Annotated in this window: 21 protein-coding genes and 1 pseudogene; 6 read left to right on the forward strand and 16 right to left on the reverse strand. The window is 63.7% G+C overall.

Annotation, left to right across the window (positions count from 1 at the left end; all coding sequences use genetic code 11):
• Nucleotides 1-107: 107 nt before the first annotated feature.
• Nucleotides 108-1,904, reverse strand: coding sequence for an outer membrane beta-barrel protein (locus AC1D05_RS15640; protein WP_477441839.1), 1,797 nt, complete (start codon nt 1,902-1,904; stop codon nt 108-110).
• A 207-nt stretch (nt 1,905-2,111) separates the two neighbouring features.
• On the opposite strand from AC1D05_RS15640, the gene AC1D05_RS15645 reads away from it, so the two are divergent.
• On the forward strand, nt 2,112-3,113 hold the full coding sequence (locus AC1D05_RS15645; protein ID WP_477441841.1) for a KpsF/GutQ family sugar-phosphate isomerase: 1,002 nt from the start codon (nt 2,112-2,114) through the stop codon (nt 3,111-3,113).
• A gap of 192 nt (nt 3,114-3,305) precedes the next feature.
• Here the strand turns inward: AC1D05_RS15645 and AC1D05_RS15650 are convergent, their stop codons facing one another.
• The 13 genes and pseudogenes from AC1D05_RS15650 to AC1D05_RS15710 all read right to left on the reverse strand — a co-directional run bounded on the left by AC1D05_RS15650 (nt 3,306) and on the right by AC1D05_RS15710 (nt 17,854).
• The gene (locus tag AC1D05_RS15650; protein ID WP_477441843.1) at nt 3,306-3,770 is read right to left on the reverse strand and encodes an NfeD family protein; all 465 of its coding nucleotides are present in this window, start codon (nt 3,768-3,770) and stop codon (nt 3,306-3,308) included.
• A 23-nt stretch (nt 3,771-3,793) separates the two neighbouring features.
• Nucleotides 3,794-4,744 carry an SPFH domain-containing protein gene (locus AC1D05_RS15655; RefSeq protein ID WP_172224522.1) on the reverse strand — a complete coding sequence of 317 codons (951 nt, stop codon included), beginning with the start codon at nt 4,742-4,744 and terminating at the stop codon, nt 3,794-3,796.
• A 121-nt stretch (nt 4,745-4,865) separates the two neighbouring features.
• Nucleotides 4,866-6,033, reverse strand: a pseudogene (locus AC1D05_RS15660) (NAD(P)/FAD-dependent oxidoreductase).
• Nucleotides 6,034-6,087: 54 nt separating this feature from the next.
• The gene (gene hemH / locus AC1D05_RS15665) at nt 6,088-7,152 is read right to left on the reverse strand and encodes a ferrochelatase (RefSeq protein ID WP_477441844.1); all 1,065 of its coding nucleotides are present in this window, start codon (nt 7,150-7,152) and stop codon (nt 6,088-6,090) included.
• 136 nt (nt 7,153-7,288) lie between these two features.
• The gene (locus AC1D05_RS15670; protein ID WP_477441846.1) at nt 7,289-9,394 is read right to left on the reverse strand and encodes a 5'-nucleotidase C-terminal domain-containing protein; all 2,106 of its coding nucleotides are present in this window, start codon (nt 9,392-9,394) and stop codon (nt 7,289-7,291) included.
• A gap of 268 nt (nt 9,395-9,662) precedes the next feature.
• Nucleotides 9,663-10,040, reverse strand: a complete 378-nt coding sequence (omp10, locus tag AC1D05_RS15675) for an outer membrane lipoprotein Omp10 (protein WP_477441848.1) — start codon at nt 10,038-10,040, stop codon at nt 9,663-9,665.
• Between the two features lie 85 nt (nt 10,041-10,125).
• Nucleotides 10,126-11,571 (reverse strand): homospermidine synthase, encoded by a 1,446-nt coding sequence (locus AC1D05_RS15680; RefSeq protein ID WP_477441850.1) that lies wholly within the window; start codon nt 11,569-11,571, stop codon nt 10,126-10,128.
• A 132-nt stretch (nt 11,572-11,703) separates the two neighbouring features.
• Nucleotides 11,704-12,642 carry a heme-dependent oxidative N-demethylase family protein gene (locus AC1D05_RS15685; protein ID WP_477441852.1) on the reverse strand — a complete coding sequence of 313 codons (939 nt, stop codon included), beginning with the start codon at nt 12,640-12,642 and terminating at the stop codon, nt 11,704-11,706.
• Entirely contained in the window at nt 12,639-12,926 is a 288-nt protein-coding gene (locus tag AC1D05_RS15690) for a YciI family protein (RefSeq protein WP_477441853.1), read from the reverse strand. Before AC1D05_RS15690 ends, AC1D05_RS15685 begins: the two co-directional genes overlap by 4 nt.
• A 13-nt stretch (nt 12,927-12,939) precedes the next feature.
• Entirely contained in the window at nt 12,940-13,602 is a 663-nt protein-coding gene (locus AC1D05_RS15695) for an aminotransferase class IV family protein (RefSeq protein WP_477441855.1), read from the reverse strand.
• Nucleotides 13,551-14,708, reverse strand: a complete 1,158-nt coding sequence (locus AC1D05_RS15700; protein ID WP_477442077.1) for an aminodeoxychorismate synthase component I — start codon at nt 14,706-14,708, stop codon at nt 13,551-13,553. The genes AC1D05_RS15695 and AC1D05_RS15700 overlap by 52 nt, the downstream gene beginning before the upstream one ends.
• Before the next feature lie 157 nt (nt 14,709-14,865).
• Complete coding sequence (locus AC1D05_RS15705; protein WP_477441857.1) at nt 14,866-15,657, reverse strand: proton-conducting membrane transporter; 792 nt, start codon at nt 15,655-15,657, stop codon at nt 14,866-14,868.
• Nucleotides 15,658-16,015: 358 nt separating this feature from the next.
• The gene (locus AC1D05_RS15710) at nt 16,016-17,854 is read right to left on the reverse strand and encodes a M3 family oligoendopeptidase (RefSeq protein WP_477441859.1); all 1,839 of its coding nucleotides are present in this window, start codon (nt 17,852-17,854) and stop codon (nt 16,016-16,018) included.
• 158 nt (nt 17,855-18,012) lie between these two features.
• Between AC1D05_RS15710 and AC1D05_RS15715 the strand changes: the two genes are divergently transcribed.
• The 3 genes from AC1D05_RS15715 to AC1D05_RS15725 all read left to right on the forward strand — a co-directional run bounded on the left by AC1D05_RS15715 (nt 18,013) and on the right by AC1D05_RS15725 (nt 22,336).
• Nucleotides 18,013-19,548 carry a sigma-54-dependent transcriptional regulator gene (locus AC1D05_RS15715; RefSeq protein WP_477441860.1) on the forward strand — a complete coding sequence of 512 codons (1,536 nt, stop codon included), beginning with the start codon at nt 18,013-18,015 and terminating at the stop codon, nt 19,546-19,548.
• A gap of 608 nt (nt 19,549-20,156) precedes the next feature.
• Entirely contained in the window at nt 20,157-21,980 is a 1,824-nt protein-coding gene (locus tag AC1D05_RS15720; protein WP_477441862.1) for a peptidoglycan L,D-endopeptidase MepK, read from the forward strand.
• A gap of 179 nt (nt 21,981-22,159) precedes the next feature.
• Complete coding sequence (locus tag AC1D05_RS15725; protein ID WP_477220009.1) at nt 22,160-22,336, forward strand: hypothetical protein; 177 nt, start codon at nt 22,160-22,162, stop codon at nt 22,334-22,336.
• 93 nt (nt 22,337-22,429) lie between these two features.
• Here the strand turns inward: AC1D05_RS15725 and AC1D05_RS15730 are convergent, their stop codons facing one another.
• A complete protein-coding gene (locus tag AC1D05_RS15730) occupies nt 22,430-23,323 on the reverse strand; it encodes an AraC family transcriptional regulator (protein ID WP_477441864.1) in 894 nt (297 codons plus the stop codon).
• 130 nt (nt 23,324-23,453) lie between these two features.
• Here AC1D05_RS15730 and AC1D05_RS15735 point away from each other — a divergent pair, with 130 nt between their 5' ends.
• Entirely contained in the window at nt 23,454-24,203 is a 750-nt protein-coding gene (locus AC1D05_RS15735) for an SDR family oxidoreductase (protein ID WP_477441866.1), read from the forward strand.
• Between the two features lie 7 nt (nt 24,204-24,210).
• Here AC1D05_RS15735 and AC1D05_RS15740 read toward each other — a convergent pair whose 3' ends face one another.
• Complete coding sequence (locus tag AC1D05_RS15740; RefSeq protein ID WP_477441868.1) at nt 24,211-24,849, reverse strand: 2-dehydro-3-deoxy-phosphogluconate aldolase; 639 nt, start codon at nt 24,847-24,849, stop codon at nt 24,211-24,213.
• Nucleotides 24,850-25,048: 199 nt separating this feature from the next.
• On the opposite strand from AC1D05_RS15740, the gene trhO reads away from it, so the two are divergent.
• The gene (gene trhO / locus AC1D05_RS15745) at nt 25,049-25,978 is read left to right on the forward strand and encodes an oxygen-dependent tRNA uridine(34) hydroxylase TrhO (protein WP_477441870.1); all 930 of its coding nucleotides are present in this window, start codon (nt 25,049-25,051) and stop codon (nt 25,976-25,978) included.
• Nucleotides 25,979-26,006: the final 28 nt, after the last annotated feature.

Here is a 26,006-nt window from a genome sequence, read left to right on the forward strand (position 1 = left end):
GTGCTCACGTACTTTAAGTACGCTCCGCTCCGGTTCTCGGAAGCCACCATTCTCGGCTCGGCCTGACCTGAATCTCGACATATCCTTGGCGTTGGTGCGCAAGCAGTTCAGCGCTGCACTTTCAGGCCGAGATAGATGCTGTTGGCGGTGTAGTCGCGGCCGGGCAGGTTGCTGGTCAGCTTTTCGGTTCTCACCCTCGTGGTGAGGCCGGCATAGCGGTTCAGCCACCAGGTCAGCCCGGTTTCGGCGCTCAAGATCTGGTCATGGCCATCGATGCCGACATAGTGGCGCCAGTCGAGGCCAAGCGCCGCATTTGCGGTCAGATTGGCGCGGATCTGCCGTTCGCCGGTCAGGCGGCCGGAGTAAAGGATATCGCCGCTTTCCCCTGATGTGGTCGTGGTCTCGACGGTGGTCTTGCCGGTCATGCCGATCATGGTGCCGCGCTCCGGCGACCATTTGAGGTCGGCGTTGACGGTGGCGCCCGAAATCGCCTCCAGGCTCTTGTCATCGATCGCTTCCCTGAGCCAGCCGGCCGAGAATTCACCCGACAGCTTCTCACCCATGTCGAGTTGCAAGCCGGCGCGGGCGCCGAGCCGCGTCGAGGAACGCTCGAAGCCTTCATTGTCGATGCGCTGATCATAGGTCCGGCGGCCGACTTCGATTTCGGTGAATGGGGTGAGGGCCGGAGAGATTTCGTAACCGGTGCGCAGGGTCGCCGTGTAGAGCGTGTTGTCCTGATCCTTCTGCGACAGCGACGTGCCGTCCGAAAGCTTGGCGTCGCCATAGAAGTCGTGCGAGACCGCGCCGGTCAGCGTGTACTGCATTTTGCCGATGTGCTTTTCGACGCCGAGGCTGCCGTCGATCGTCTGCCGCAACGGCTGCGTGCTGACGCCGGCAATGGCATCGGGCGACGATGCCGATTCCGGCACGGCTTCGTAGCCGAGCTTGGCGATGGCGCGCAGTTCATTGTCGAGGTCGACATTGAGCTGGCCTTCGATGCGGCCCTGCGCATTGTGAACGGGGTAGCCCGACACGGTTTCGCGGAACAGGCCGTAGCCGTCGATGGTGGCGGAGTTTTCGCGCCAGTCGGAAACGGCGGAAAAGCGCAGCGCCGTCTCCGATAGCAGCGCCGATGTGCCGGCACTGCTCGAATCCCCATTCGTGGTGGCGGTCAGCCCTTGTTCGATCGACGGCCGGATGACGAAGGAGCCCCATTTGACGCCGGTCGGCGCGAACGGATCCTCTTCGGCTTTCTTGTTCTGGCCTTCAATGGCGGCGGTGCGCTCGGCGCCGGGGTCGAGCTTCTGCCTGTCGGCGCTGTCCACGGTCAGGGCACGGCGGTTGGCCGTCTCCTCATCCGTGTCGGTCGTACCGGCAGCGTCCGTCGTGGAGGCCGTCGTTGAAGCGGTGGTGTCGGTGGTTGAAGCCGTCGTTTTTTTCTTCTTTTTCGACTTGTCGGCCGTCTTGGTGCCCGCTTTGGCCTTGTCCTGATCCGTCGCGTTCTGCCTGGCGCTCGATGGGCGGCGGCGAGGCTTGGGCGGCGTCGCATTGTCGGTGGCCGTGTCGTCGGTTGCCTGCGGCGGATCGAAAACGCTGCCGGTGGCGGCATCGGTGCCGGTGTCGTCAGGGACGGCGCCGGCGCTGGCCGGCAAATAGGTGCGCGGCGGCGTATCGTCCTGCGCGGTGGCCGGCGCCTGCTGGCCCTGGGCAGCGAGGGCGAGCTGTCTTGCCTTGCGCTGCTGGTCGGACAGGATCGCCGATTCGGAAACCTCGCCGCGCAGCTCGGTTTCCTGGGCATGAAGAGCGCTTGGGCGCAGCAAGGCAAGCATGCTGGTTGCCAGCAGCAGGGCGCAGACCGCCTTGCCCTGTCGTCCACTTGATTTTTCTGGCTGGGCCCCGGACATCGCCACCACTGCTTGCGCGGCGCTATGCGCGCCATACTTACCGAACCGTAAATGGGGATGGTTAACGGAGGGTTGAGGCGGCGATCGTTGGTCCGGTTAAAGTGCCGCTGTTTGCGGGTCGAGCGGCGCGTCTGGGGTCTCTGCCCTCCGGGCGTCACAGCCATTTCTGTTGGACAGGCGGGCGGCAAAGCGCTAATCGCATCACCCATGCATGCGAAATCCCTGGATAAGAAGCCCCTGGACAGGCAAGCGTCGATTGATTCGGCACTGAGAACTGTGGCGACCGAGCAGGCCGGGATCGCCGCCCTGGCCGAAGCGCTCGAGAACGGACTGGCCGCGCCTTTCGCGCAGGCCGTCGACATGATCTCGAAGATCGAAGGCCGGCTGATCGTCACCGGCGTCGGTAAAAGCGGCCATATCGGCTCGAAGATCGCGGCGACGCTGGCTTCGACCGGCACGCCGGCCTTCTTCGTCCATCCCGTCGAGGCCAACCATGGCGATCTCGGCATGATCGCCAAGGACGATGCCATCATCGCGATGTCGTGGTCGGGCGAAAGCCTCGAGCTCAAGGGCATCATCGCCTATTCCAGGCGCTTCTCCATTCCGCTTATCGCCATAACCGCTGGGGAGACATCGGCGCTGGCGCGTGCGGCCGACGTGGTGCTGCTGTTGCCGCGCACGCCGGAGGCCTGCCCGCACGGCCTGGCGCCGACGACATCGACGTTGCTGCAACTGGTCATCGGCGATGCGCTGGCGATCGCGCTGCTCGAGGCGCGCGGCTTCACGCCGGACCATTTCCGCACCTTCCATCCCGGCGGCCAGCTCGGCGCCAACCTGACGCTGGTCTCCGAGATCATGCGGGTCGGCGATCAGATTCCGCTGGCGCTTCTTGGCACCAAGATGCCGGAAGCGGTGATGACGCTTTCGCAGAAGAAGGTCGGCTGCGTCCTAATCGTCGACACCAATGGCGAATTGGCCGGCATCATCACCGACGGCGATGTCGCCCGCAACCTGCACCGCCACCTGGCCGACGTCACCGTCGATGAGGTGATGACCCGCACGCCCAAGACGGTCGACCCGCAGACGCTTGCCGGCACGGCAATCGCGCTGCTCAACGAGCACAATATCGGCGCGCTGGTGGTGACCCGGAACAACATGCCGCTCGGCGTGGTGCATTTTCATGACCTGCTGCGCATCGGCGCAGCCTGAGGTGCATTGATATTCAGGTGAGGCCGGCCTGCGAACGGCGGCTTCTACGGTTCCCCGTTCCACTGCGTCGCAGCAGATTTGTGCTCACGTACTTAAGTACGCTCCGCTCCGGTTCTCGAGAGCCATCGTTCTAGGCTCGGCCTGACCTGAATATCAACACACCTCGCCGCCGCGCGGTGTGTGCAGTGAAACTCAGACCCGCTCGACCGTCAGTTCCAGGTCTGTATCCGCCGCACTTGTCACGCGCACCTGCGTGCCGGCCGGCAGGTCGGGGCCGGAGACGCGCCATAGCGTGTCGCCGAGCTTGATGCGGCCGCGGCCGTTGGCGATCGGTTCGGCGAGCGTTGCCATGCGACCGACCATCTGCGCGCCGCGCCGGTTGAGCAGCGGCTGGTCGGTCGGGTCATTGCGGCTGCCGACCACCCTCTTGCCGACATAGGCCGAGACCAGCGACAGCACCAGGAAAGCGAGGACCTGGACCTGCCAGGTCCAGAATGCCGCGTCCCAGATCAGCAGCGACACCGCGCCGATGATGAGCGCGGCGATGCCGATCCACAGCATGAAGATGCCGGGCGCGATGATTTCCATCACCAGCAGGACAAAGCCCAGAACCATCCAGCTCCACGGGCCGAGTTCGGAAATGACACGATCGATCATGGTGTTCTCCTCTGTTGGAGACTTCAATTATCGGTCGGTCGCACGACGGGCGGGCGCGCGGCCTGCCTCTGCGAACCGGTCGTGCCTTCGCTGCGGAAGACTTCCTTGGCGATTTCGCCGATGCCGCCGAGCGAGCCGATCAGCGACGACGCCTCGAAGGGCATCAGCACGATCTTGCTGTTGGTGGCGGTGCCGATCCTGCCAAGAGCTTCGGTGTATTTCAGCGCGACGAAGTAATTCAGCGCCTGCACGTCGCCCTTGGAAATCGCTTCCGACACCACCTGCGTGGCGCGAGCTTCGGCCTCGGCCGAGCGCTCGCGAGCCTCGGCGTCACGGAAGGCGGCTTCCTTGCGGCCTTCGGCTTCCAGGATCTGCGACTGCTTGAGGCCTTCGGCGGCGAGGATCTGCGCGCGCTTGTTGCGCTCGGCGGTCATCTGGCGGCCCATCGATTCGATGAGGTTGGCCGGTGGGTTGATATCCTTGATCTCGACGCGGGTGATCTTGATGCCCCACGGATGCGCTGCCTCGTCGACGACGCGCAGCAGGCGTTCGTTGATGGCGTCGCGGTTCGACAACAGCTCATCGAGGTCCATCGAGCCCATGACGGTACGGATGTTGGTCATCGTCAGGTTGAGAATGGCGTTCTGCAGGCCGGCAACCTGGTAAGCGGCCTGTGCCGCGTTGAGGATCTGGTAGAAGGCGATGCCGTCGACGCCGACGATGGCGTTGTCGCGGGTGATGATCTCCTGGCTCGGAACGTCGAGCACCTGTTCCATCATGTTCATCTTGGCGCCGATGCGGTCGACGAACGGGGTGATGATATTGAGGCCGGGGCTCAGTGTCCTAGTGTAACGACCAAAGCGTTCGACGGTATAGTTGTAGCCTTGCGGAACTGTCTTGATGCCTTTGAACAGCACCAGCACGACAAGTGCGACAAGAACAATGACCGCAATATCGAAACCACTGAAATCCATTTGGCTCTCCCTCAGAAGCAGGCCGCGAGAGCCATTCCCGCGCAGCCGACTTCACCAAAGACTTAAGTGTGTTTCAGGTGCGTTACAATCAGGTGATGAAGGATTGTTTGTCGGTTTGCACTCACCGGTTGAAAGCGAACAGCTCTGCATCCGTGTCGTCCAGCCCTTTGATCGAGGCCGACACAATCTCGGAAGCGATGCGCGAGAAGGTGATGCCATTGCCGCCATAACCCATCACCGCATGGATGCGCGGATGCCTGGGGATGGCGCCGATATAGGGCAGGCCGGTGGACGTGGTACCGAAGGACCCGGTCCAGGCGAATTCGGGTCTGACGTCGAGATAGGGCAACAGCCGGCCCAGTTTTTGGGCGATGCGGACACTCTTGTCGGCGATCAGTTCATCGCGCCGGGTCTCGTCGACAAAATCCTCGTCCTCGCCGCCGCAGATGACCCTGCCGTCGGCCGTCGCACGCATGTACAGGTAGGGATCCGACGCCTCCCAGATGAACGCCGCACCCGGCCAGAGTTTTTGGGGCTGCGGGCGTGTCGCGATCGCCCAGGTAGAGATGATCTGGTGGGCTGCCGCCGGCACGATGTCTACCAGTTCGTAGCCGGTGGCCAGAACCACATGGCACGCCGTGATGGTCGGGCCATCCTTCGTTGCTACGACCACCTCGTCGGCGCTGTCTTCGATCGCCGTCGCTTCGACGGGCGCGTGGAAGCGGGCCTTGCGCTCCAGCGCCTTCAGCAACAGCCCGGCCGTCAGTCTGCGCGGGTCGACCGCGATGTTGCCATGGCTGAGGATGGCGCCGCCGCGGTTGATGCCGAATGTCTCCGCCAGTGGCTGCGGCGTCAGATAGGCGGCGGCAATACCCGCTTGCCGCCGCGCTTCGGCTTCATCATGCAGTTCCGATGGGCCAAGCAGCGTGCCGGCAAGATAGAGCGACTGGGTGCGCCGCAGGCGACAGTCGATTGCGAGATCCTCGATGCGGCCAGCCAGGTTGGAAACGGCGAGCCGCGAGCGGCGCAAGGCCTGCTCGGCCTTGGCCTTGCCGATCATCTTCGAGAGCGTTGAAAGTGGCTGGTCGATTTCGAACTGGACCAGCGCCGTGGTCGCGGCGGTCGAACCCTTCAGCGGCCCGCGCCGGTCGATGCAGATCACGGCATGACCGTCCGCCTTCAGCGCCTCGGGTCTTGGCGTCGCGGGTCAGCGCCGATGTCGGCACGGCAGGTGCGCGATAGGCGGACCAGACGGGCCGGCCAGTTCTGAGGTCGAGTTTGCGGGACATTCAATTCTCCGGAGGGTGCTGCTCAACGCCCCGGAGTGGCCGTTGTTCCGGGTGTTAGGTCCAGCCTAACAGTTCACGCCGTACCATCGCCTCGATCACCGCCATGCCTTCGGCGCTGTCGTTGAGGCAAGGGATGTGGGCAAAGTTCTTGCCGCCGGCATGATGGAAGGTCTCGGCAGCTTCCCGACCGATCTCGTCCAGCGTCTCGATGCAGTCAACGGAAAAGCCGGGGTTGACGATGGCGATCGACTTGACGCCGTCCTTGCCCAGTTTCTCCACTGTCTTGTCTGTGTAGGGCTGCAGCCATTCCTGCGCGCCGAAACGCGACTGGAAGGTGATGATCAGTTTCTTGTCATCCCAACCCAGCCGTTCACGCAACAGACGCGTCGTCTTCTGGCAGTGGCAATGATAGGGGTCACCCTTCTCGAAATAGGGTTTCGGGATGCCGTGATAGGAGGTGATGATCACCTCTGGCTCGAAATCCAGCGTTGCGAGGTTCTGCTCGATCGAACGCGCCAGCGCCTCAATGTAGACAGGCTCGTCATAGTAAGGCGGCACACTGCGGATGGCCGGTGCACGGCGCATCTTCATCAGGGCGCGAAACAGCTGGTCGTTGGCGGTCGCGGTCGTGGTCGCCGAATACTGAGGATAGAGCGGGAACGAGAGAATGCGGTCGCAGCCTTGCGCGACCAGCCTCTCAGTGACGCTTGCCGTCGAAGGGTTGCCGTAGCGCATCGCCCAGTCGACGACGACATCGGGCAGGTCGCGCAGCGCTTCGGTCAGCTTTTCAGATTGCGCGCGTGTGTAGGTGCGCAGTGGTGATTCATTCTTCTCCTGGTTCCAGATCCGGGCGTAGTTGGCGCCCGACTTCTTCGGCCGGGTGGTGAGCACGAGACCGTAGAGGATCGGATACCAGATCGCCCTGTTGAGCTCGATGACGCGCGGATCGGACAGGAATTCCCGGAGATAGCGCCACATAGGCTTGAAATCGGTGCCGTCAGGCGTGCCGAGATTGACCAGCATGACGCCGATCTTGCCAGTCTTGACCGGCGGATGCCCGGCCGGTCGTGGGCCGAGGGCCTTCGCGGCTTTGGCATCGACAGGAGTGGAAAGCGTCATAGGGGTTCTCCAGGAGACGCGAACCTAATCATCTTGCGCGGGCTTTCAATGCAGCGTCTGGCCGCACCTTAGGCCGAAAACGCAAAACCCGCCCGGTTTCCCGCGCGGGTTTTGTCGTTGCTGAGGCGAAGCGACGTTATTTGGCCGGGATGGTCAGCGTCGCGCCAAGCTTAAGCTGGTGGGGCTTTTGGCCCTTGTTGGCGTCATAGATCTGTTTCCACTTGGTCGCGTCGCCATAGGCTTTCTTGGCCAGATCCCAATAGGTGTCACCGGCGACGATGACATGGCTGCTTTCGGCTGGCTTCGCGGGTTCTGCCGGCGCGGGTGCCGCTGGTGCAGGGGCAGCTTCGGCCGGTTTTGCCGGCTCGGCTGGTGCAGGTGCTGGAGCCGCAGGAGTCGGCTGGGCTGGAGGCGGAGGCGCTGCCTCCGTCGATATGGCCGGTGGTGTGTTGGCGATATCGCCTGAGTTGGCGGGCAATGCGGGCATTGCCGGAGCCGCATCCGCAGGTTTCGCCGGTTCAGCTGGCTTGGCGGCTTCGGCCGGAGCTGGCGTTGCCGGTGCGGGCGCAGGGGTTGCTGGCGCTGTCTCGGCAGGTTTGGCCGGCTCCGCTGCGGGGGCCGCCGCGACAGTCGCGGCGATCTCGGTGATGCGGCCGTCGAGTTTTGGTGTGTAAGGCCGGTGGGCGCCGAGATAATCGGCAACGACCTGTTCGAGGCCCGGGCCGTAATCATAGGCGTTCTTGGCCTTTTCGGCGAAGACCTTGTAGCCGTCGCCGCCCTGGCGGACATAGTTGTTGGTGGCGACGAGATAGTCCTTGTCTGGCTTGATCGGTGTCCAGGCGCCGTTCTCCATCACCTCGACGGATTTGACGCGGCCGGCATTGGGCGCGACCGACTTGTCGAAGGAATATTTGAGGCCCGCCACCTGCGGAAAGCGGCCGGCGCCGTCCTCGATCTGGCTGAGGCCGCCTTCGAGACCGGCGACCAGGTCCTTGCCGGAAATCTGGAAGGTCGCCAGCGTGTTCTGGAATGGCAGCACGGTCAGCACCTCGCCCATGGTGACGGTGCCCTTGTCGATCGAGGCGCGCAGGCCGCCGCCATTGGAAATGACGATCTCGACGCCCTGTCCCTTGACGCGGTCGAGGATGGCGTCGGAGACGAGGTTGCCCATTGCGCATTCCTTGGTACGGCAATTCTCGCGGCTGCCGTCGATGACGTCGGTGGTCTCCGCCACTTCCTTGTTCTTCAGGGCCTCGATCGGCGCGCCAAGCTCCTTGATGCGGGCGAGCACGGCGGGATCGGGCGTTATCGACTTGTCGAGATAGATCGGGTCGCCGCTCGCCGATTTGACGACGCCATTGTCGTCGAACACGATCTTGAACTCACCGAGATATTTCGAATAGGAGGCCGCCTGCACCACCGGCACCTTGTAGCCGTCCGGGTTGTCGACCATCGTCGGATAGGGGCCTTCCGCCTTCGGGTCGGTGTTCGACAGAAGCGAGTGGCTGTGGCCGCCGACAACGACATCGATGCCCGGGATCTTGGCAATGACATCGCGCTCGCGCCGGTAGCCGATATGGGTGACGGCGATAATCTTGTTGACGCCTTGCGCCTTCAGCTTCTCGACCTCGGCGGTGATCGACTTGACGTCGTCCGCGATGGCGATGTTGGGGCCGGGGGAGGCAAGCTCCGGCGTGTCGTTGGTGACGGCACCGATGATGCCGATCTTCTGGCCACCGACCTCGACGACGATCGACGGCTTGATCTTGCCGGCTGCGCCGGACTTGTCGTTGGGCACGACATTGGCACTGACGATCGGGAACTTCGCCTTGTCGAGGTACGGCACCAGCGCGCTCTCGCCGTCGTCGAATTCGTGGTTGCCGAGCGTTACCGCGTCGGGTTTTATCTGATTGAGGAATTCCTCTTCCACGGTGCCCTTGTAGGTGGTGTAGAACAGCGATCCCTGGAAGCTGTCGCCTGCATTGAGCAGCAGCACGTTCTGCCCTTCGAGCTTCTTGCGTTCCTGGGCGATCGCCGTGATCAGCCGGCCGGCGCCGCCGATGCATTCGCCCTTGGTCTCCTCGTCGGCCGAACAGGTCGATTCGTATTTGTTGTTGCCTTCGATACGGCTGTGCCAATCATTGAAATGCAAAATGTTCAGTGTGTAGTCGGCAAAGGATGCGCCGGCCGACAGGCCAAGCGTCGATACAGACAGGGCGGCAATAGCGGCAAGCTTCTTCATCTTCGTCTCCCGGTAGGCTGACCAGAGGCGTTTAGCGCCTTTGCTTGACTGGGGTATAACAGCCGGCGTTTTGACCATGTTCCCATCGCGTTCCGGCTGACGCAAGCGGAAATGCCGGAGGGTGTTTGCAGCCGCAAAACCGGGGGGTGTTTGCCGGCGCAAAACCCGTCGTATTTTCTGGCGGAAAGCCCGGGGATATTTGCCGGCGCAAAAAAGGACGGCGACCAGTGGCCGCCGTCCCCAATCTTGATGCCTGATCGGCGTTGGTTCAAGTACGACGTGTAAACACGAAGTTCTTGCCGGCCGAGTCCGTGCAGTTGAGCTGGTTGATGGACACCATCAGGCAGTTGGTGTTGATCTGCGTGTGGCGGATCAGCGAGGTGCCGGTGATCTCGAGCGACGTGGCGCCGGTCATGGTGTAAGTGCCCTCGGCGAACGGCTCTCCGGTCTCGGCGGAAACAGTCTTGTATTTTCCGCCGTTGAATGTCGAAAGCGCCTTGCCCGTGCCGTCGATCCACGAGCCTTCGACGCCTTTCGGCGCCGTCGCCATCGGCGGCTCATTGGGCCCGCTGGTCGTACAGGCAGCAAGCCCCGCCAGCGCAGCTGCTGCAACGCTCATCGAAACAATCTTGCGCGCAATGTTCATATGAAAATCCTCTCCTCAGTCCGCATGCCTTCAATCGCCCGATTTCCGGGCGATTGCAAGGCATGGGGGCGTGTTCTGCTGGATGCTATCGGACGAGGATGTTGCGGAATTGCCACGGGTCGCTGAGGTCGAGTTCCTCCGGGAACAGCCCCGGGCGTCTGTCGAGCGGCGTCCAGTCGGTGTAATGGCCTTCGACCGGTCCGAGATAGGGTGACTGCACTTCCAGGCAGCGCTTGTAGTCCATCTCGTCGGCCTCGACGATGCCGGCATCCGGATTTTCCAGTGCCCAGACCATGCCGGCCAGAACCGCGGAGGTGACCTGCATGCCGGTGGCGTTCTGATAGGGCGCCAGCTTGCGCGCCTCGGCCAGCGAGAGGTGCGAGCCGTACCAGTAGGCATTCTTGTCGTGGCCGTAGAGCAGGACGCCGAGCTCGTCGACGCCGTCGACCAGTTCGTTCTCGTCAAGCACATGGTGGACAGCTTGAGGCTTGCCTGCGGCGCCGAACATCTCGTCCAGCGACAGCATCGCGTCGTTGCAGGGATGGTAGGCGTAGTGGCAGGTCGGACGGTATTGCACCTTGCCCTTCTTGGAGCGCACGGTGAAGAAATCGGCGATCGAGATCGCCTCGTTATGCGTCACCAGCAGGCCATATTGCGGGCCTGGCGTCGGGCACCAGGAGCGCACGCGCGTGTTGGCGCCGGGCTGCTCCAGATAGATCGCGGCCTTGGAGCCGTGCTTGTGCTTCTTGGCGTTCTTCGGCATCCACTTCTCATGCGTACCCCAGCCGAGCTCCGCCGGCTGCAATCCCTCGGAGATAAAGCCCTCGACCGACCAGGTGTTCCAGAACACGTCCATCGGCTTCGGCTTCTTGGCGCGCTGGGTGTCGCGCTCGGCGATGTGAATGCCCTTGACGCCGGCCTTCTTCATCAGCTTGGCCCAGCCCTCGCGATCTTCCTGCGCTGGCTCCGAGAATTCGAGGCCAAGATCGGTGGCGAGATTGACCAACGCCTGCTTGACGAACCATGAGACCATGCCGGGATTGGCGCCACATGTGGAGACGGCGGTGGCGCCGCCCGGTCTGTCGTGCTTTTCCTTGATCAGCGCTTCGCGCAGCGCATAGTTGGTGCGGCTGGCATTGTCGGCCTTGGCGTCGAAATAGAAGCCGAGCCAGGGTTCGACGACGGTGTCGATGTAGAGCACGCCGAGCTTGCGGCAGAGGCGCATCAGGTCCACCGAGCCGGTATCGACCGATAAATTGACGCAAAAACCCTGGCCGCCGCCATTGGTCAGCAGCGGCGTCAGAAGCTTCTTGTAGTTCTTCTCGGTCACCGCTTCCTGGACGAAGGCGATGCCGCGCTCGTCGAGCAGCTTGCGGTCGGTATCGCGTGGGTCGAGGACCGTCATGCGCGACTTGTCGAACTTGAAATGGCGTTCGATGAGCGGCAGCGTTCCCCGTCCGATCGAGCCGAAGCCGATCATCACCACAGGGCCGGTGATCTCACCGTAAACGGGCCAGTTTTCATTCGCCATTTTATCGAGCACTCCTTCGGACATATGCAAAAGCCAAGCAAACACCTGCAAACCAGAGGGCATTTTCGCCCAACGGTCATGCGCTACATCACAGATCATTGTCATAAACCAGCGAAAAGCGCCAACCCGAGGCTAGCCGTCCCTGGCCATGTGGTTAAGGACCGAGATCAGCCGGTCACGGTCCGATGTCAGGCCCTTGTAGTCGAGCTGGTCGAGATCGAGCGCTTCCAATTGAGCGGCAAAGGACAGCGCGAGCGTCGCCCGGTCGGGGTGCCCCGCCAGCACGGCAAGTGGGTCGAGGTGGATGCGGATGGTGAACAGGATATCGCGTGAGGACGGCAATTTGCGCAGCGTCTGGCGCTCGACGCGGATGAAGGCGTGCGCCTTGACGTCACCGTCGGGGAAGCGTGTCGGCCGGTTGGTGGCGCGGTCGACGCGCTCGACATTCGATAGCGGATGGTAGAGCGCATTGTCGGCCTGGATCGACCAGTTGAAGCGCTCGATCGCCTGGCCCTGCAAGCCGTCGAACATGCGGTTGATCAATGCGGCAGGGCGCGTGCCCGGACCGAAGCCCGGCACGGGTTCATGGATCTGCTGGAGCGGCTTGCCGAATTTTTCGGTGAGCGACCACGACGAGGGAAAGCACAGGGAACCAGCCGCGAGCCGCCAGCCGCTGTCGTCGCGGCGCATCAGGATCAGGTCTTCCTGGACCAGCAGCGAGGCTGTGACCAGCGGCGCGCCGGCAAGGCCCGAAGGCAAAGCAGGGTGGTTCGCGGCGCCCACGACCTCGATGCCCGCATCGGTGCGGCGATGGGTGTTCGGAAATCGCTCCGGCAGGTAGGCGCCGAGCAAGTCGAGCACCTCGCGTTGGGCGTCGCGCGTGCCGTCCTCCTCGACGAAGACCCGTCCGGGGATCTCGGCATAAAGCCGGCGCTTCTCGGCGAGATAGGGCAGAAGATGATCGTCGACCTCGATCCAGCTTGCAGGGTCGAGCGGCTTCAGGCCGATGTTGAACAGCTTCGACGAGCCGTCATAGGGGGTGTGGGTGGGCAGGACCTCGACCAAGCTCATGCTTCCTTGAAAGCGTCGAGACCGGCGGCGGTCATCCTGGCCAGGAATTCGGTGACATCGTAGTCCGCGGCACCTGCCTGGGCGAAGGGGTCGGCAGCCAGCCTGGCGTCGAGGATTTCGCGCGGGCCTTGGGCGATGATGACGCCGCCGGTGCGCGGTTTCTTCGGCCCGGAGGCAATGAAGACACCCTCCGCATAGCAGGCCTTCAGCCATTCGACATGCGCGGCCTGCAAGCGGTCGATCTCGGTCAACGGCACCTTGTAGTTCAGCGAAACGACGAACATGGCATTCTCCTGCTCACACCAGCCTTGCGGGGATCAGGCCGCGCAGCGAATTGCCGACAAAGAGTGCCTTGGCCGACTTCAGATCGTCATAGGTGTAGATCGCTTCCTCCGCCCGGCCTTCATCCAGAAGCTCGGCGCGCAATACGCCAGGCAGCAGGCCGCAATCGAGCCGGGGCGTTGCCAGCACGCCGCCGCCGAAATCGGCGAAGACATTGGTGATGGTGCCTTCGCAGATTTCGCCACGCTCATTGGCCAGGATCACCTCGTCGGCCTGGGTGACGAGATATTCAGAGCGGGCATGGGTGTAGAGCTGGCGCCGGCTGGTCTTGTGGCGCAGCAGCGTGTTGCCGGAATCGAGCCTCGTCCGCGCCAGCCGCAGCATCCAGACCTTGTCGGCAGCCGGTGGTTCATAGGGGTGTGCCGAGGCGGTGGCTTCGCCGTTGCGCGTCAAAGCGAGCCGCGTGCGCATGGCGGTTCGGGAGCCGTCGATGGCGTTGCCCAGCACCGCGCCTATTCCCTGCGGATCGCAGGCAAAGCCGAGCTCCGCCGCCGAGCCATAGAGGCGCGCAAGGTGGCGATCGAAGCGCACGAAGCCCGTCTCGGGCTGCCAGCGCATGGTCTCGATCAACTCGAAATCGGCGGCGTCCCCGTCGCGAAGCGGGCTTTGAGCAGACACTCCTGATACTCCTCTTCAGGCGTCGAATCGAAGACGATGCCGCCGCCGACATTGTAGACGGCCTCGCCACTGGCGAAGAGCGAGATAGTGCGGATCGCCACGGAAAAACGCATCGTGCCGCCGGGCGCAATCCAGCCGATGGCGCCGCAATAGACGTCGCGCGGCGTGCCCTCCAGGTCGTGCAGGATCTCCATGGCACGGATTTTGGGCGCGCCGGTGATCGAGCCACAGGGAAAGAGTGCTGCAAAGATCCGGCGAATCGAGAGGCCCGGCAGCAGCTTGGCCCTGACGTCGCTCACCATCTGATGGACGGTCGGGTAGCTCTCGATGCGGAACAGTTCCGGCACCTCCAAGGTGCCGACCTCGCTGATCAGCGAGATGTCGTTGCGCAGGAGGTCGACGATCATCCGGTTCTCGGCCTGGTTCTTTTCGTCATTACGCAGGAAGGTCTTCTGCCGCTCGTCCTCGGCTTTCGTCGCGCCGCGCGGCGCCGTGCCTTTCATCGGATGCGTCTCGATCATTCCCGCGGCATCGATCTCGAAGAACAGCTCGGGCGAGCGCGACAGCACGATCGGGTCACCCAGCGCCACCAGCGCGCCATACTTCACCGGTTGGCGCTCGGTCAGCGCATCGAAGGCGGCAAGCGGCTCGCCGGACCATTGCGCCTGCACCGGAAAGGTCAGGTTGCCCTGGTAGCAATCGCCTTGCCTGATGTGCTGATGCAACCGCGAAAAGCGTTTCTCGTAGTCCTCGAGCGACCAGGACGCCCTCGCATCGAAGATCGGGCCGTTCGTTGCCGCTGTGTTGCGCTGTGGCACTGCTTCTTCGACCGGAGCATCGAAGACGCCGAGGCGAACCAGCGGCACGCGACGTCCCTTCGGCAGCAAGGGAACGAGTTTCGGTTCGAGCAGGTAGCCGGCCTCGTAGGAAAAATAGCCGGCCAGCCATTTGCCGGCGTCGTGCGCGGCCTGCGCTGCTTGCAACGCCGCCGGGAAGTCCTTTGCCTCATGCGCCACGATGATGTCGGCCGGTCGGTCGAAGACGAGCTGGCGCGCGCTTTCGTCGTTGCGGAAAATGGCGGCGGGCAGGGACATGGGAACCGGGATCGATGAAGCCGTTGACCGCTCTATATGGGGGGCCGCCCGCGTGCAATCGAGGGAACGGCACCTTGCCCCTCAAAGCCGACCTACTGGCGGCCTTGCCTGCCAAAAACAAATCGGCGGGGCTTCTGGCCCCGCCGATTTAACAATCTGTCTCTCTGGTTCAGGTGTTGCTGGCAGTTCCGGCTGTCGGAAACTGCTTGGCGAATTCCGTCTCGTTGCCGGCGGCGAGCAGCTTGGCCTGCTCGATCCAGCGTTCGCGCGCGATGCGGCCGTCGAAGTTCATCACATCCTCGATCCGCTTGATGTCGGCGGCGGTCCAGGCGGCGATCTGGGCAAAGCTGGTGACGCCTTGCGCCTTGAGCAACTTCTCGTTGACCGGGCCGATACCGATCAGCCGGCGCAGATTGTCGGCTTTAGCTGCTGCTGGTTTGGCCGCGGCTGGCTTGGCTGCCGCCGGTGCAGACTTCTTGGCGGCTGCCTTGGGTGCGGGCGAACTCTTCGCCGCCGAAGCCGTGGAGGCTGCGGGTTTGCTCGCGGCTGGTTTGGCGGCCGCTGGCTTCGGTGCTGCCGACTTGGCGGTGGCGGCTTTCGCCGGCGCCGCCTTCGCGGCTGGTTTGGCAGGCGCTGGCTTGGCTGCCGCCGGAGCGGATTTGGCCGCGGCCGGCGTCGACAACAGGGCTGCCGGCGGCTGGCTGGCGGCCTTTGCTCCGCCAGCACCCGTGGACGCCTGCGCGTCGCGCAGCTGGCGCTCGAGGTCGGCGCGGGTCTTGCCGCATGCGTTGAGTTCGCCGGTCAGGCGGTCGCTGTCGGCGCGCAGCCGGTCGCGCTCGCTGCGGGTGCGGTCGAGGTCGCCGCGCAGACTGTCGAGCTCACCACGCAGGCGACCCCAGATGAACCAGCCAACCAACACGCCTACCAGGAACGCCAGGACCACATAGAAAAAAGTGCCCATTGTCTCTCTCCAGTCAGATCCGTCTGCCGTGGGGTCATGACCTTCGGCGATGGACTACTCGATGATGGTTCCGCGGGTTCGCAGAACAGCCGGCTTCGGTTCGAGCGGTCGGCGATCGGCTTTGCCTGCCCATGGCCAACGGCCGTTGTCGCGTTCGCCTGAGCGTCACGTCCGGCTGAGATTTTCCCTCGCCGATCCGCATGCGCTCCGGCTGAGCTTGCCGCGAAGGCTATCATAGAGCTTGCGGAAAGCTACGGGAAAACGTCCGTCGAGAGTTCTTCAAGAACAAATATTTAGCGCAGGAATAGTGCGATCCAAACATGCCTTCCGGCTAAACTGTTTTTCGCAGGCGGAGGTCTCAACCGTCGAGCGTTTCCAGTTCGTCGATCAGGCCACTGATGACACCAAGTCCGATCTGCCAGAAGGCGGGGTCGGTGGCGTCGAGGCCGAAGGGTGCCAGAAGCTGCGAATGATGCTTGGTGCCGCCGGCGCGCAGCATCTCGAAATACTTGTCCTGGAAGCCGCGCTCGGCGTTCTGGTAGACGGCGTAGAGCGAGTTCACCAGGCAGTCGCCGAACGCATAGGCATAGACGTAGAAGGGCGAGTGGATGAAGTGCGGGATGTAGGTCCAGAACACCTCGTAGCCGTCACGCAGTTTGATCGCCGGACCGAGGCTTTCGGCCTGCACTTCCAGCCAGAACTGGCCGAGCCTGTCGGAGGTGAGTTCGCCGTTGCGGCGCTCGGCATGCACCTTGCGCTCGAATTCGTAGAAGGCGATCTGGCGCACCACCGTGTTGATCATGTCCTCGACCTTCTGGGCGAGCATGGCCTTGCGCTCACGCCGGTCGGTGGTCTGCTCCAGCAGCGAGCGGAAGGTCAGCATCTCGCCGAAGACGGAGGCCGTCTCGGCCAGCGTCAGCGGCGTCGAGGCCATCAGCGCGCCCTGGCCGGCCGCCAGCACCTGGTGCACGCCGTGGCCGAGCTCATGCGCCAGCGTCATCACGTCGCGCGGCTTGCCCATGTAGTTGAGCAGCACGTAGGGGTGCGCCGACGGCACGGTGGGATGCGCAAAGGCGCCTGGCGACTTGCCCGGGCGCACCGGCGCGTCGATCCAGTTGCGGTCGAAGAAGGTGCGGGCGATCTCGGCCATCTCGGGCGAGAAGCGCTGATAGGCGGACAGCACGGTGTTCCTGGCTTCGTCCCAGCCGATCACCGCCTGCGGTGTCTCCGGCAGCGGCGCGTTGCGATCCCAGTGGTTCATCACATCCATGCCGAGCCAACGCGCCTTCATGGCGTAGTAGCGGTGCGACAGGCGCGGATAGGCCTCGCGTACCGCGGTGGCGAGCGCATCGACCACGCCGCGTTCGACACGGTTGGCGAGATGGCGTGAATCGGCGATATCCTCGAAGCCGCGCCAGCGGTCGGATATTTCCTTGTCCTTGGCCAGCGTGTTGGTGATCAGCGTGAAGGTGCGCAAATTCTTCCGGAAGGTCGCGGCCAGCGCCTCGGAGGCGCGGCGGCGCACCTCGCCGTCCGCATCCTGCAGACGGTTGAGCGCCGGCTCCAGCGTCAGTTCCTCGCCCTCGACGTCGAAGCGGAGGTCGGTCATCGTCTCGTCGAACAAGCGGTTCCAGGCGCCGCGTCCCGTAATCGACTTCTCGTGGAAAAGCTGCTCGACGCGGTCCTCGAGCTGGTAGGGTTTGTCCATTCTGAGGTCGAGCACCCAGGGCCGGTAGTGGCCGAAAGCGGAATCGCTGGCTAGCGCGCTTTCGATCGCGGCGTCCTCGATCAGGTTCAGTTCGAGCGCGAAAAACAGAAGATGCGCGCTGGCGTCGGTCATCTTCTCCTGGATGTCGCCATAGAGCTTGGCGCGCTGCGGATCGGCGGTGTTGCCGGCGTAGACCAGGCCGGCATAGGAGACGATGCGGCCGATCAGTTCCTCCAGCGCCTCGTAGGCGACCAGCGCCTCGCCCAGCTTGCCAGTGCTGTCGCGCCCGGCCTCGGCGGCGAGCGTGCCCTTCCAGCGGCTCTCGAAAGCGATTGCGTCGGCGGCGGCCCTGGCGATGTCACGCTTCAGTTCCGGTGCCTCCATGCCGGCATAGAGGTCGGCAAGGTTCCATTCCGGCAGATCGCCAAGCTCGGCCGCGCCCTGACCGGACGCTGGTGCCGCAAGCCGCCGACCAAACATCATGCGCATCGACAATACCTTTTTTGCATCAAGGATAGAGAATTCAAGGGGGAACAGAGAAGCCGGTCAAATCCTAAGCAATTCGTTCACCGGGTTTTTTGAAACCTTATTTAGAACCCTGTGCCAAGATGATCCATGGGGATTTCGAGCGGGCGACTGAGAAAGTCATGACAGGTTCCATACTCATAGTCGATGACGATCCCGTGCAACGCCGGTTGCTCGAGGCGGCGGTGACGCGCTTCGGCCACACGGCAATCGTCGTCGACGGTGGTGCCGCCGGCCTCGACGTGCTCGACGGACCCGGCGCCCGCGACGTCTCGGTGGTGATCCTCGATCTGGTCATGCCCGGCCTCGACGGCATCGGCGTGCTGAAGGCGATGCGCGAACGAGACATCACCGTCCCGGTCATCGTCCAGACCGCCCAGGGCGGCATCGAAACAGTGGTTTCGGCAATGCGCCACGGCGCTTTCGATTTCGTCGTCAAGCCGGCTTCGCCCGACAGGCTGCAGGCGTCGATCGCCAACGCGCTCAAGGTCGAGGCGGTCGAGGGCGAGGTCAAGCGCACATCGCGCAAGCGCGGTGGGCTTTTGACATTCAGGGACATGATCACCCACAGTCCGGCCATGGACAGGGTAATACGCCTCGGACAGAAAGCGGCCGCCTCCAACATCCCGATCCTGATCGAAGGCGAATCCGGTGTCGGCAAGGAACTGGTGGCGCGCGCCATCCAGGGCACCGGCGACCGCCGCTCGAAACCGTTCGTCACCGTCAATTGCGGCGCCATTCCCGACAATCTGGTCGAATCGATCCTGTTCGGCCACGAGAAGGGCTCGTTCACCGGCGCCACCGACAAGCACACCGGCAAGTTCGTCGAAGCGCATTCGGGCACGCTGTTCCTCGACGAGATCGGCGACCTGCCGCTCGACGTGCAGGTCAAGTTGCTGCGGGCCGTGCAGGACGGCGAGGTCGATCCGGTCGGTGGCCGCGCCACCGTCAGGGTCGACATCAGGCTGATTTCGGCGACGCACCGCAACCTCCTGCAGCAGGTCAAGGACGGCAAGTTCCGCGAGGATCTGTTCTACCGGCTGAATGTCTACCCGATCTTCGTGCCGCCGTTGCGCGACCGCCGCGACGACATTCCGCATCTGGTCACGCACTTCATGGAAAAGGTGGCGCCCGCCGACCCGCGCCACCGCCTTCAAGGCATTTCGGCGGCGGCACTTGCCGTGCTGCAGGCCTATGACTGGCCCGGCAACATAAGGCAGCTCGAAAACGCCGTCTTCCGCGCCTCGGTGCTGTGTGATGGCGATGTGCTCGATGTCGATGATTTCCCGCAAATCCGGGCGCAGGTGGAAGGCACCGTCAATCTCGAAACGGACGACGCGGCACCGTACTTTTCATCGCCCCCAGGACCGCGCGATGAGGAGGTGCCGGACGGCGATTCCACGCCGATGGCCGAGCCGGATCGGCCGGCCGTGCTTCAGCCCAGATTCGGTACGCTGCGGGCGCTCGACGAACGCGGCAATGTGCGGGCGCTGGCCGACGTCGAACTCGAGATGATCAAGCTCGCCATCGATCATTACAACGGCCAGATGAGCGAAGTCGCGCGCCGCCTCGGCATCGGCCGTTCGACGCTCTACCGCAAGCTCAAGGAATACGGCATCGACCCGGAGACTGGCCGCGTCGATCGCCTCGCCTCCTAAGGTGCGCTGATATTCAGGTGAGGCCGGCCTGCAAACGGCTGATACCTGCGCTTCCCGTTCTACTGCGTCGCAGTAGAACCGAGCTCACGTACGAAAAGTACGCTCCACTTCTCCGGTTTTCGGTATCAGCTGTTTTCGGCTCGGCCTGACCTGAATCTCAACACACCTTGGGAGCGCTTGATCTCTTCCGAAAATCGGGGTCACGCTCCCGACGCAAGGCCGGGACCAGCTTGCCATGCCAGAGTCGGCCCTGTATCGGGGTTTCGACTGGAATATGGCGTGCCTGTGGACAGTCCTGTTCACGCATTAAGGCTAACGGTAACAGAACGTGTTCGGCCAAAGCCAGAATCCTGATCTAAACCAGCGGTTTACCAAGAAACCTTGTGAACAATTTTTGACGGGATATCGCCATGGTGTTACCGCATTTCGGCTTCAATAAGCGATGATTAACCATTAGGATCGATATTCGGATGTGAAAACGACACATCCGTTTGGGCAAATCCGGGGACAAACGGCAGCCTGCAAGGCCTTTTGATTTGAACAGAATCGAACGACTCACAAACGGGCGTCATCATCATCTGAGCGTCTGGCCGAGATGGCTGGCAGCGGTGATTGTCGCTTTTGGTTTGGTTGCCGCGGCCGCCACCGGCGCCCAGGCCGAAGTCCGTTCGCTGAAGCTCTACCACCTCCACACGCATGAGAAGGCGGAGATCGTCTACAAGCGCAATGGCCGCTACGATCCGGAGGGCCTGCGCAAGATCAACATCATCCTGCGCGACTGGCGCCGCAACGAGCCGACCAAGATGGATCCGCGCCTGCTGGACCTGGTCTGGGAGGCATATCGCCAAAGCGGCGCCACCGACTATATCCAGGTCGTGTGCGGCTACCGTTCGCCGTCGACCAACTCGATGCTGCGCAGCCGCAGCCGAGGTGTCGCCGAGAAGAGCCAGCACATGCTCGGCAAGGCGATGGATTTCTACATTCCCGGCGTGCCGCTGAAGAAGCTGCGCAACATCGGCCTCAAGATGCAGGGCGGTGGGGTCGGCTACTATCCGACATCCGGTTCGCCGTTCGTCCATATGGATGTCGGCAATGTGCGCCACTGGCCCGGTATCAGCCGCCAGGAACTGGTCAGCCTGTTCCCCAACGGCAAGACGCTGCATGTGCCGAGCGACGGCCGGCCGCTGCCGGGCTATGAACAGGCGCTCGCCTCCTACAAGGCCCGCAAGGGTTCCGGCACACCCAACATCGAACTGGCCAGCGCCGGTGGCAGCAGCAAGAAATCCGGCGGGTTCCTCTCTGCCTTCTTCGGCGGTGGTGGCGATGACGAGGCTGACGACAGCGCCGATGTCGAGACCGCTTCGGCTGCTCCTGCGCCCAAGCCGAGAAACCTGAAGCCGGCAGCGACTGCCAAGAGCAGCGACCTGCCGGGCATCGCCATCGTCGCGCCTGACAAAGCGCAGCGCGCCAACATTCCGCAGATTGCCGACGAGCAGGCTCCGGAGCCGGAAAAGGATACGCCGGAAACGATCATTGCAGCGCTGCCGGCCAAGGAAATTCCGCTGCCCGATTTCGCGCCGCGGCCCAAGGTCGATGTCGGCGCGCAGCCTGAGAATGTTCCGTTCGCCATGGCGGACGCGACGGCGACCACCGAACAGGCAGTGGCGACCGCGCAGGCGCCGGCGAACATGCCTTTCAGCAAGGCTGACCCTGCCGCGGCATCGGCTGCTGCAGCCGCCGATCCGGCGCAGGTTGCCGTCAACAACATCCCCTTGCCGACATGGCGTCCCGAACGCACGCTGCCGGCGGAACTCGCACCGCCGCCCAGCAAGGATGTGCTGATGGCGCTGGCGGATACGGCCGAACAGGGCAGCAGCGCGACCGATGCGTTCTCGGTTCTGCCTTCGGCGCGGCCCGAGCCGGCCAAGCCGGATGCCGTCAAGGCCGTGCTCGACGAGGCCAACGCCCAAGTCAGCGCCCAAGCCGGCAATGCCGACGAATATCAGGTTGCGTCGCTGGCTGCAGAGCCGCGCTCAGCCTTCAACGATCCGTCTTATGTCGATGTCGCAACGCCGCGCCAGGCAGTTGCCGCCCGTCCGGCTGGTTCCGATCCGGTCGCCGCGATCGGCGCCGGCGTGAAGACGACCCGCAAGGAAGCCAGGGCCACCGCCCGCGACCAGAAGCCCGGCCCCAGGGCCATGGTGGTTGCCGCGGCACCCCAGGCCGCCCGCTGGGCGCTGACCAGCGGCGACAAAGTCGCTACCGTTTCGAGCGCGACGACGGCGCCGGGCTACGCCTACAATATCGTGCATACGCCGCCGAGCGAGGTCTATACGGCCGGCTTCCAGCCGAGCAACGAGGTGGCTGACGTCAATCGCTTCACCGGCAATGCCGTCAAGTTCATGTCGGTCGCCCGCTTCCAGACGAAGTAACCGCCTGCCAGAGATAACAGAAGCCGCGCGGGGCGACCGGCGCGGTTTTTTGCTGTCCAAAGGCGCGTTGCATTCGGCGCCCTGACCCCTGCGGATCACGCGGGCTGAACTTCTCGTGAAGCCGGAACAGCAGGCCCATTTCCGGGTTAGTAAGGGTGCGTTCCAACCTGGGGATATTCATGAAGAAGATTCTACTGGCATCAGTTCTGGCATTGGTTGCAGCCTCGGCCGCGATCGCTCCATCGCAAGCCGAAACCGTGATCATCAAGAATGGTAGGCATCACTGCAGGACCAAGTTGGTCACGCATTGGGTTCACCATCACAGGGTGACCGAGCAGGTCAAGGTCTGCCACTGATCCGGAACCGATAGGATCCGGAGAATTGGCCCGGTCGGCGAGAGCGGCCGGGCTTTTCATTTGTCGCCCATAGTCACTTCTGGGCGACATGCATCAGTCGATTTCCAGCGTGGCGGCCTCGCCCCTGGCCAGAAGCCGGGCGGCGTCACGCGCCGGTGGCAGTCCGAAATGGCGCGCATATTCCCGGCTGAACTGGGAAGCGCTTTCATAGCCGACGGCAAAGGCGACACGCGTTGCGCTGCCCGGTTCCGCGATCAGCAGATGACGCGCCTCCAGCAGACGGACCTGCTTCTGGTACTGGATCGGGCTCATGGCGGTCGCCGCCTTGAAGTGGCGGTGAAACGAAGCGTTGCTCATATGCGCGAGCTTGGCCAGTTCCGTCACGTCGATCGGCTCGTTGTAGTGCGATCGTATCCAGGCGGTGGCGCGGCGGATCTGTGACAGGCGGCCGTCAGCGCGCGCAAGCTGGCGCAGCTTCGCGCCTTGCGGACCCTGCAACAGGCGGAATGCGATCTCGCGTTCGAGCAAGGGCGCGAGCACGGGGATTTCGGCTGGCCGGTCGAGCAGCCGCAGCATGCGGCGCCAGGCATCGAGCAGTTCGTCATCGGCCGGGTTGGTCACGAAGCTGTCGCCGTCGACCGCCGGCCTGTGGTCGATAAGCAGGCTGGCGATCAGCTCGATATCGAGGGCGAAGGCGATGGCAACATAAGGACGGGCACTGCTCGCCTCGAGCAGCTGGCTGGTGGCGGGCGTCTCCACCGCGTAGACGAAATAGCTGCCGGCGCCATAGCGCAGCGTGCGATCGCCGATCAGCACCGTTTTGGTGCCCTGCAGCACAAACAGCGCCGTCGGTTGGCAAAGCTCGGGCAGCGGCGGGCTCGGAACCTCGCTGCGGCCGATGGAAACACGCGGGACGGCTGTTTTGGTGCGCCGCCCATGCGCATGCCGTTCGGCGATCGCGATCAATTCCTGCAAGGCTTCTTCCATGTCTTCAGCATTGCCGATCCATGCGGACTGCGCAACCGGTTGAGAGGATTAGGCAAGAGGACGCGAGTATCCGGCGCGCGAAACGGGCCGATGCACGTCATTTCTAGGCATCAGAGAAGGAGATCTGGATATGACGACGAACATGAATGCGCTGGTCACCGGCGCCAACAAAGGTATCGGCCTCGAGACCGCTCGCCGGCTGGGGACAAAAGGCTTCAAGGTCTGGCTCGGCGCCCGCGATGCCGAGCGCGGGGAGGCTGCGGCAAAGGCGTTGCGCAGTGAAGGGCTCGACGTCGAATGGCTCGAGCTCGACGTCAGCAGCGACGACAGCGTGGCGGCCGCGGCCAGAACCTTGACGGCGCAGATATCCAGCCTCGACGTGCTGGTCAACAATGCCGGCATCGCGCCCGGCTATGTCGACGCGCTCGGCCCGGACGGTCGTTACGACCGGCCGCCGAGCCGGGAGAATGTCACCGATATGAAGGCCACCTATGACGTCAACGTCTTTGGCCCGGTTCGCGTCACCCAGGCATTCCTGCCGATGCTCCTGGCATCGCCCGCCGCCCGTATCGTCATGGTCAGCAGCAATCTCGCCTCGATCGCGCGCGCCGCTGCTAACAGCCAGTCACCCAATGTGATGGGTTATGGCAGCTCGAAGACAGCGCTCAATGCCATCACCGTGGCCTTCGCCCGGGAGCTCTCGCCGCGCGGCATCATGGTCAACGCCGCCGCTCCCGGCTACACCGCGACGGATCTCAATGCGCACAGAGGTGGCCGTACGGTGCAACAGGCTGCCGGAATCATCGTGCAGCTGGCGACGCTGAAGGCCGGCGGGCCCAGCGGCGGTTATTTCGATGAGAACGGTCCGTTGCCCTGGTGAGCGAAGACTATTTCCCGAGCTGGCTGGCAGCGCGTGCGAGCGCTTCGATCTCGTCCCACTTGCCGGCCTTGACCAGATCGTCGGGCGCAACCCAGGAGCCGCCGACGCAGATGACGTTGGACAGGCTGAGATAGTCGGTGGCGTTCTTGCCGGTGATGCCGCCGGTCGGGCAGAATTTGACGTCGGCCAGCGGCGAGGCGAAAGCCTTCAGCGAGGCGATGCCGCCGGACTGCTCGGCCGGGAAGAATTTCAGGAAGCGCAGGCCGGCCTCGCGCGCGGCCATGATCTCGCCGGGCGTGATGGCACCGGGCAGCAGCGGAACCTCGCTGTCGGCAGCCGCTGCCAGAAGCTCGCGGGTGATGCCGGGGCTGACGATGAAGCGCGAACCGGCGCTGGCTGCCTCGTCGAACTGTTTGCTGTCGAGAATGGTGCCGGCGCCGACGATGGCTTCCTCGACTTCGGTCGCCACGCGGCGGATCGCTTCCAGCGCGTCAGTGGTCCGCAGCGTGATCTCGATCGCCGGCAGGCCGCCGCGTGCCAAGGCACGGGCCAACGGCACGGCGTTGGCGACATCGGTGATCTTCAGCACCGGGATAACCGGCTGGCCGTTGAGGAGCGACAGGAGTTTTTCGGTCTTGCTGGGCATCTGTCTCTCCGTATCAAGCTATGGCAGGCGTCATTTCAACCGATTAGCAGACGGGTGTTTGCCTGTCCACGAAACCAGGCGTGTCGCGATGTCACGCGCCTTCGGACAGTTTACGGGCTGTTCGCCGACAAGGTCATGACAGGCACCGAGGCCCGTTTCGCCTTGAATCGGCTTTTACGAGCGTCTAGTTGCTCTGGCAATGACACAGTCCGCTCCATCCCAGCCAGTCCGCGTTGCCGCGCTCTACCGGTTTGCCCGGCTCGACGCCTTCGAGGCCCTGCGCGCGCCGCTCGCAGCCTTCTGCTGCGGACGCGGCATCAAGGGCACGCTGCTTCTGGCGCATGAAGGCATCAACGGCACCGTCGCCGGCAGCGAGGCCGCGATCGCCGAGCTCATCGACTATATCGAAGTCGTCGACGGACTGGCCGGCCTCGAGGTCAAGTACAGCACAGCCGCGGAAATGCCGTTCCACCGCATGAAGGTGCGGCTGAAGCGCGAGATCGTCACCATGGGCGTCGAGGACATCGACCCGGCGACGAGTGCCGGCACTTATGTCGTGCCCGCCGACTGGAACGCGCTGATTTCGCAGCCCGACACGATCGTCATCGACACACGCAATGCCTACGAAGTGTCGATCGGCACCTTCAAGGGCGCGGTCGATCCGGCGACCGCGAGCTTTCGCGAGTTCCCGGCCTGGGTGGAAGCGCACCGGTCGGAGCTCGAAGGCCGCAAGGTGGCGATGTTCTGCACCGGCGGCATACGCTGCGAAAAGGCGACGGCCTATGTCAAGTCGCTCGGCTTCGAGGACGTGTTCCATCTCAAGGGTGGCATCCTCAAGTATCTCGAAGAGGTACCGACCGAACAGAGCCTGTGGCAAGGCGAGTGCTTCGTCTTCGACGAGCGGGTTTCGGTGTCGCACGGCCTCGCCGAGGGCGATGCGGAACTGTGCCGCGCCTGTCGCCATCCGCTGACGGCGAGCGAGCTGGCGTCGCCGAAATATGCCGCCGGCGTCTCTTGCCCACATTGCTTCGATGCCCGTAGCGACGAGGACCGTCAGCGCTACGCCGAGCGCCAGCGGCAGGTCGAACTCGCCGAGGCGCGGGGCAAGGGGCCGCATATCGGCTCCTGATCAAGGCACCTTTGCCGCGGCAAAGCGG

This window comes from Mesorhizobium sp. P2_E9 (genome assembly GCF_056403815.1).

Bases quoted from the DNA above. Each gene is read 5' to 3' on its own strand.
- AC1D05_RS15685 (WP_477441852.1), bottom strand. From the start codon at position 12,642: ATGAGCTTGGTCGAGGTCCTGCCCACCCACACCCCCTATGACGGCTCG.
- AC1D05_RS15705 (WP_477441857.1), bottom strand. From the start codon at position 15,657: ATGGGCACTTTTTTCTATGTGGTCCTGGCGTTCCTGGTAGGCGTGTTG.
- AC1D05_RS15640 (WP_477441839.1), bottom strand. From the start codon at position 1,904: ATGTCCGGGGCCCAGCCAGAAAAATCAAGTGGACGACAGGGCAAGGCG.
- omp10 (WP_477441848.1), bottom strand. From the start codon at position 10,040: ATGAACATTGCGCGCAAGATTGTTTCGATGAGCGTTGCAGCAGCTGCG.
- hemH (WP_477441844.1), bottom strand. From the start codon at position 7,152: ATGACGCTTTCCACTCCTGTCGATGCCAAAGCCGCGAAGGCCCTCGGC.
- AC1D05_RS15715 (WP_477441860.1), top strand. From the start codon at position 18,013: ATGACAGGTTCCATACTCATAGTCGATGACGATCCCGTGCAACGCCGG.
- AC1D05_RS15725 (WP_477220009.1), top strand. From the start codon at position 22,160: ATGAAGAAGATTCTACTGGCATCAGTTCTGGCATTGGTTGCAGCCTCG.
- AC1D05_RS15650 (WP_477441843.1), bottom strand. From the start codon at position 3,770: ATGATCGATCGTGTCATTTCCGAACTCGGCCCGTGGAGCTGGATGGTT.
- AC1D05_RS15740 (WP_477441868.1), bottom strand. From the start codon at position 24,849: ATGCCCAGCAAGACCGAAAAACTCCTGTCGCTCCTCAACGGCCAGCCG.
- AC1D05_RS15710 (WP_477441859.1), bottom strand. From the start codon at position 17,854: ATGCGCATGATGTTTGGTCGGCGGCTTGCGGCACCAGCGTCCGGTCAG.
- trhO (WP_477441870.1), top strand. From the start codon at position 25,049: ATGACACAGTCCGCTCCATCCCAGCCAGTCCGCGTTGCCGCGCTCTAC.
- AC1D05_RS15645 (WP_477441841.1), top strand. From the start codon at position 2,112: ATGCATGCGAAATCCCTGGATAAGAAGCCCCTGGACAGGCAAGCGTCG.
- AC1D05_RS15655 (WP_172224522.1), bottom strand. From the start codon at position 4,744: ATGGATTTCAGTGGTTTCGATATTGCGGTCATTGTTCTTGTCGCACTT.
- AC1D05_RS15735 (WP_477441866.1), top strand. From the start codon at position 23,454: ATGACGACGAACATGAATGCGCTGGTCACCGGCGCCAACAAAGGTATC.
- AC1D05_RS15730 (WP_477441864.1), bottom strand. From the start codon at position 23,323: ATGGAAGAAGCCTTGCAGGAATTGATCGCGATCGCCGAACGGCATGCG.
- AC1D05_RS15680 (WP_477441850.1), bottom strand. From the start codon at position 11,571: ATGGCGAATGAAAACTGGCCCGTTTACGGTGAGATCACCGGCCCTGTG.
- AC1D05_RS15670 (WP_477441846.1), bottom strand. From the start codon at position 9,394: ATGAAGAAGCTTGCCGCTATTGCCGCCCTGTCTGTATCGACGCTTGGC.
- AC1D05_RS15690 (WP_477441853.1), bottom strand. From the start codon at position 12,926: ATGTTCGTCGTTTCGCTGAACTACAAGGTGCCGTTGACCGAGATCGAC.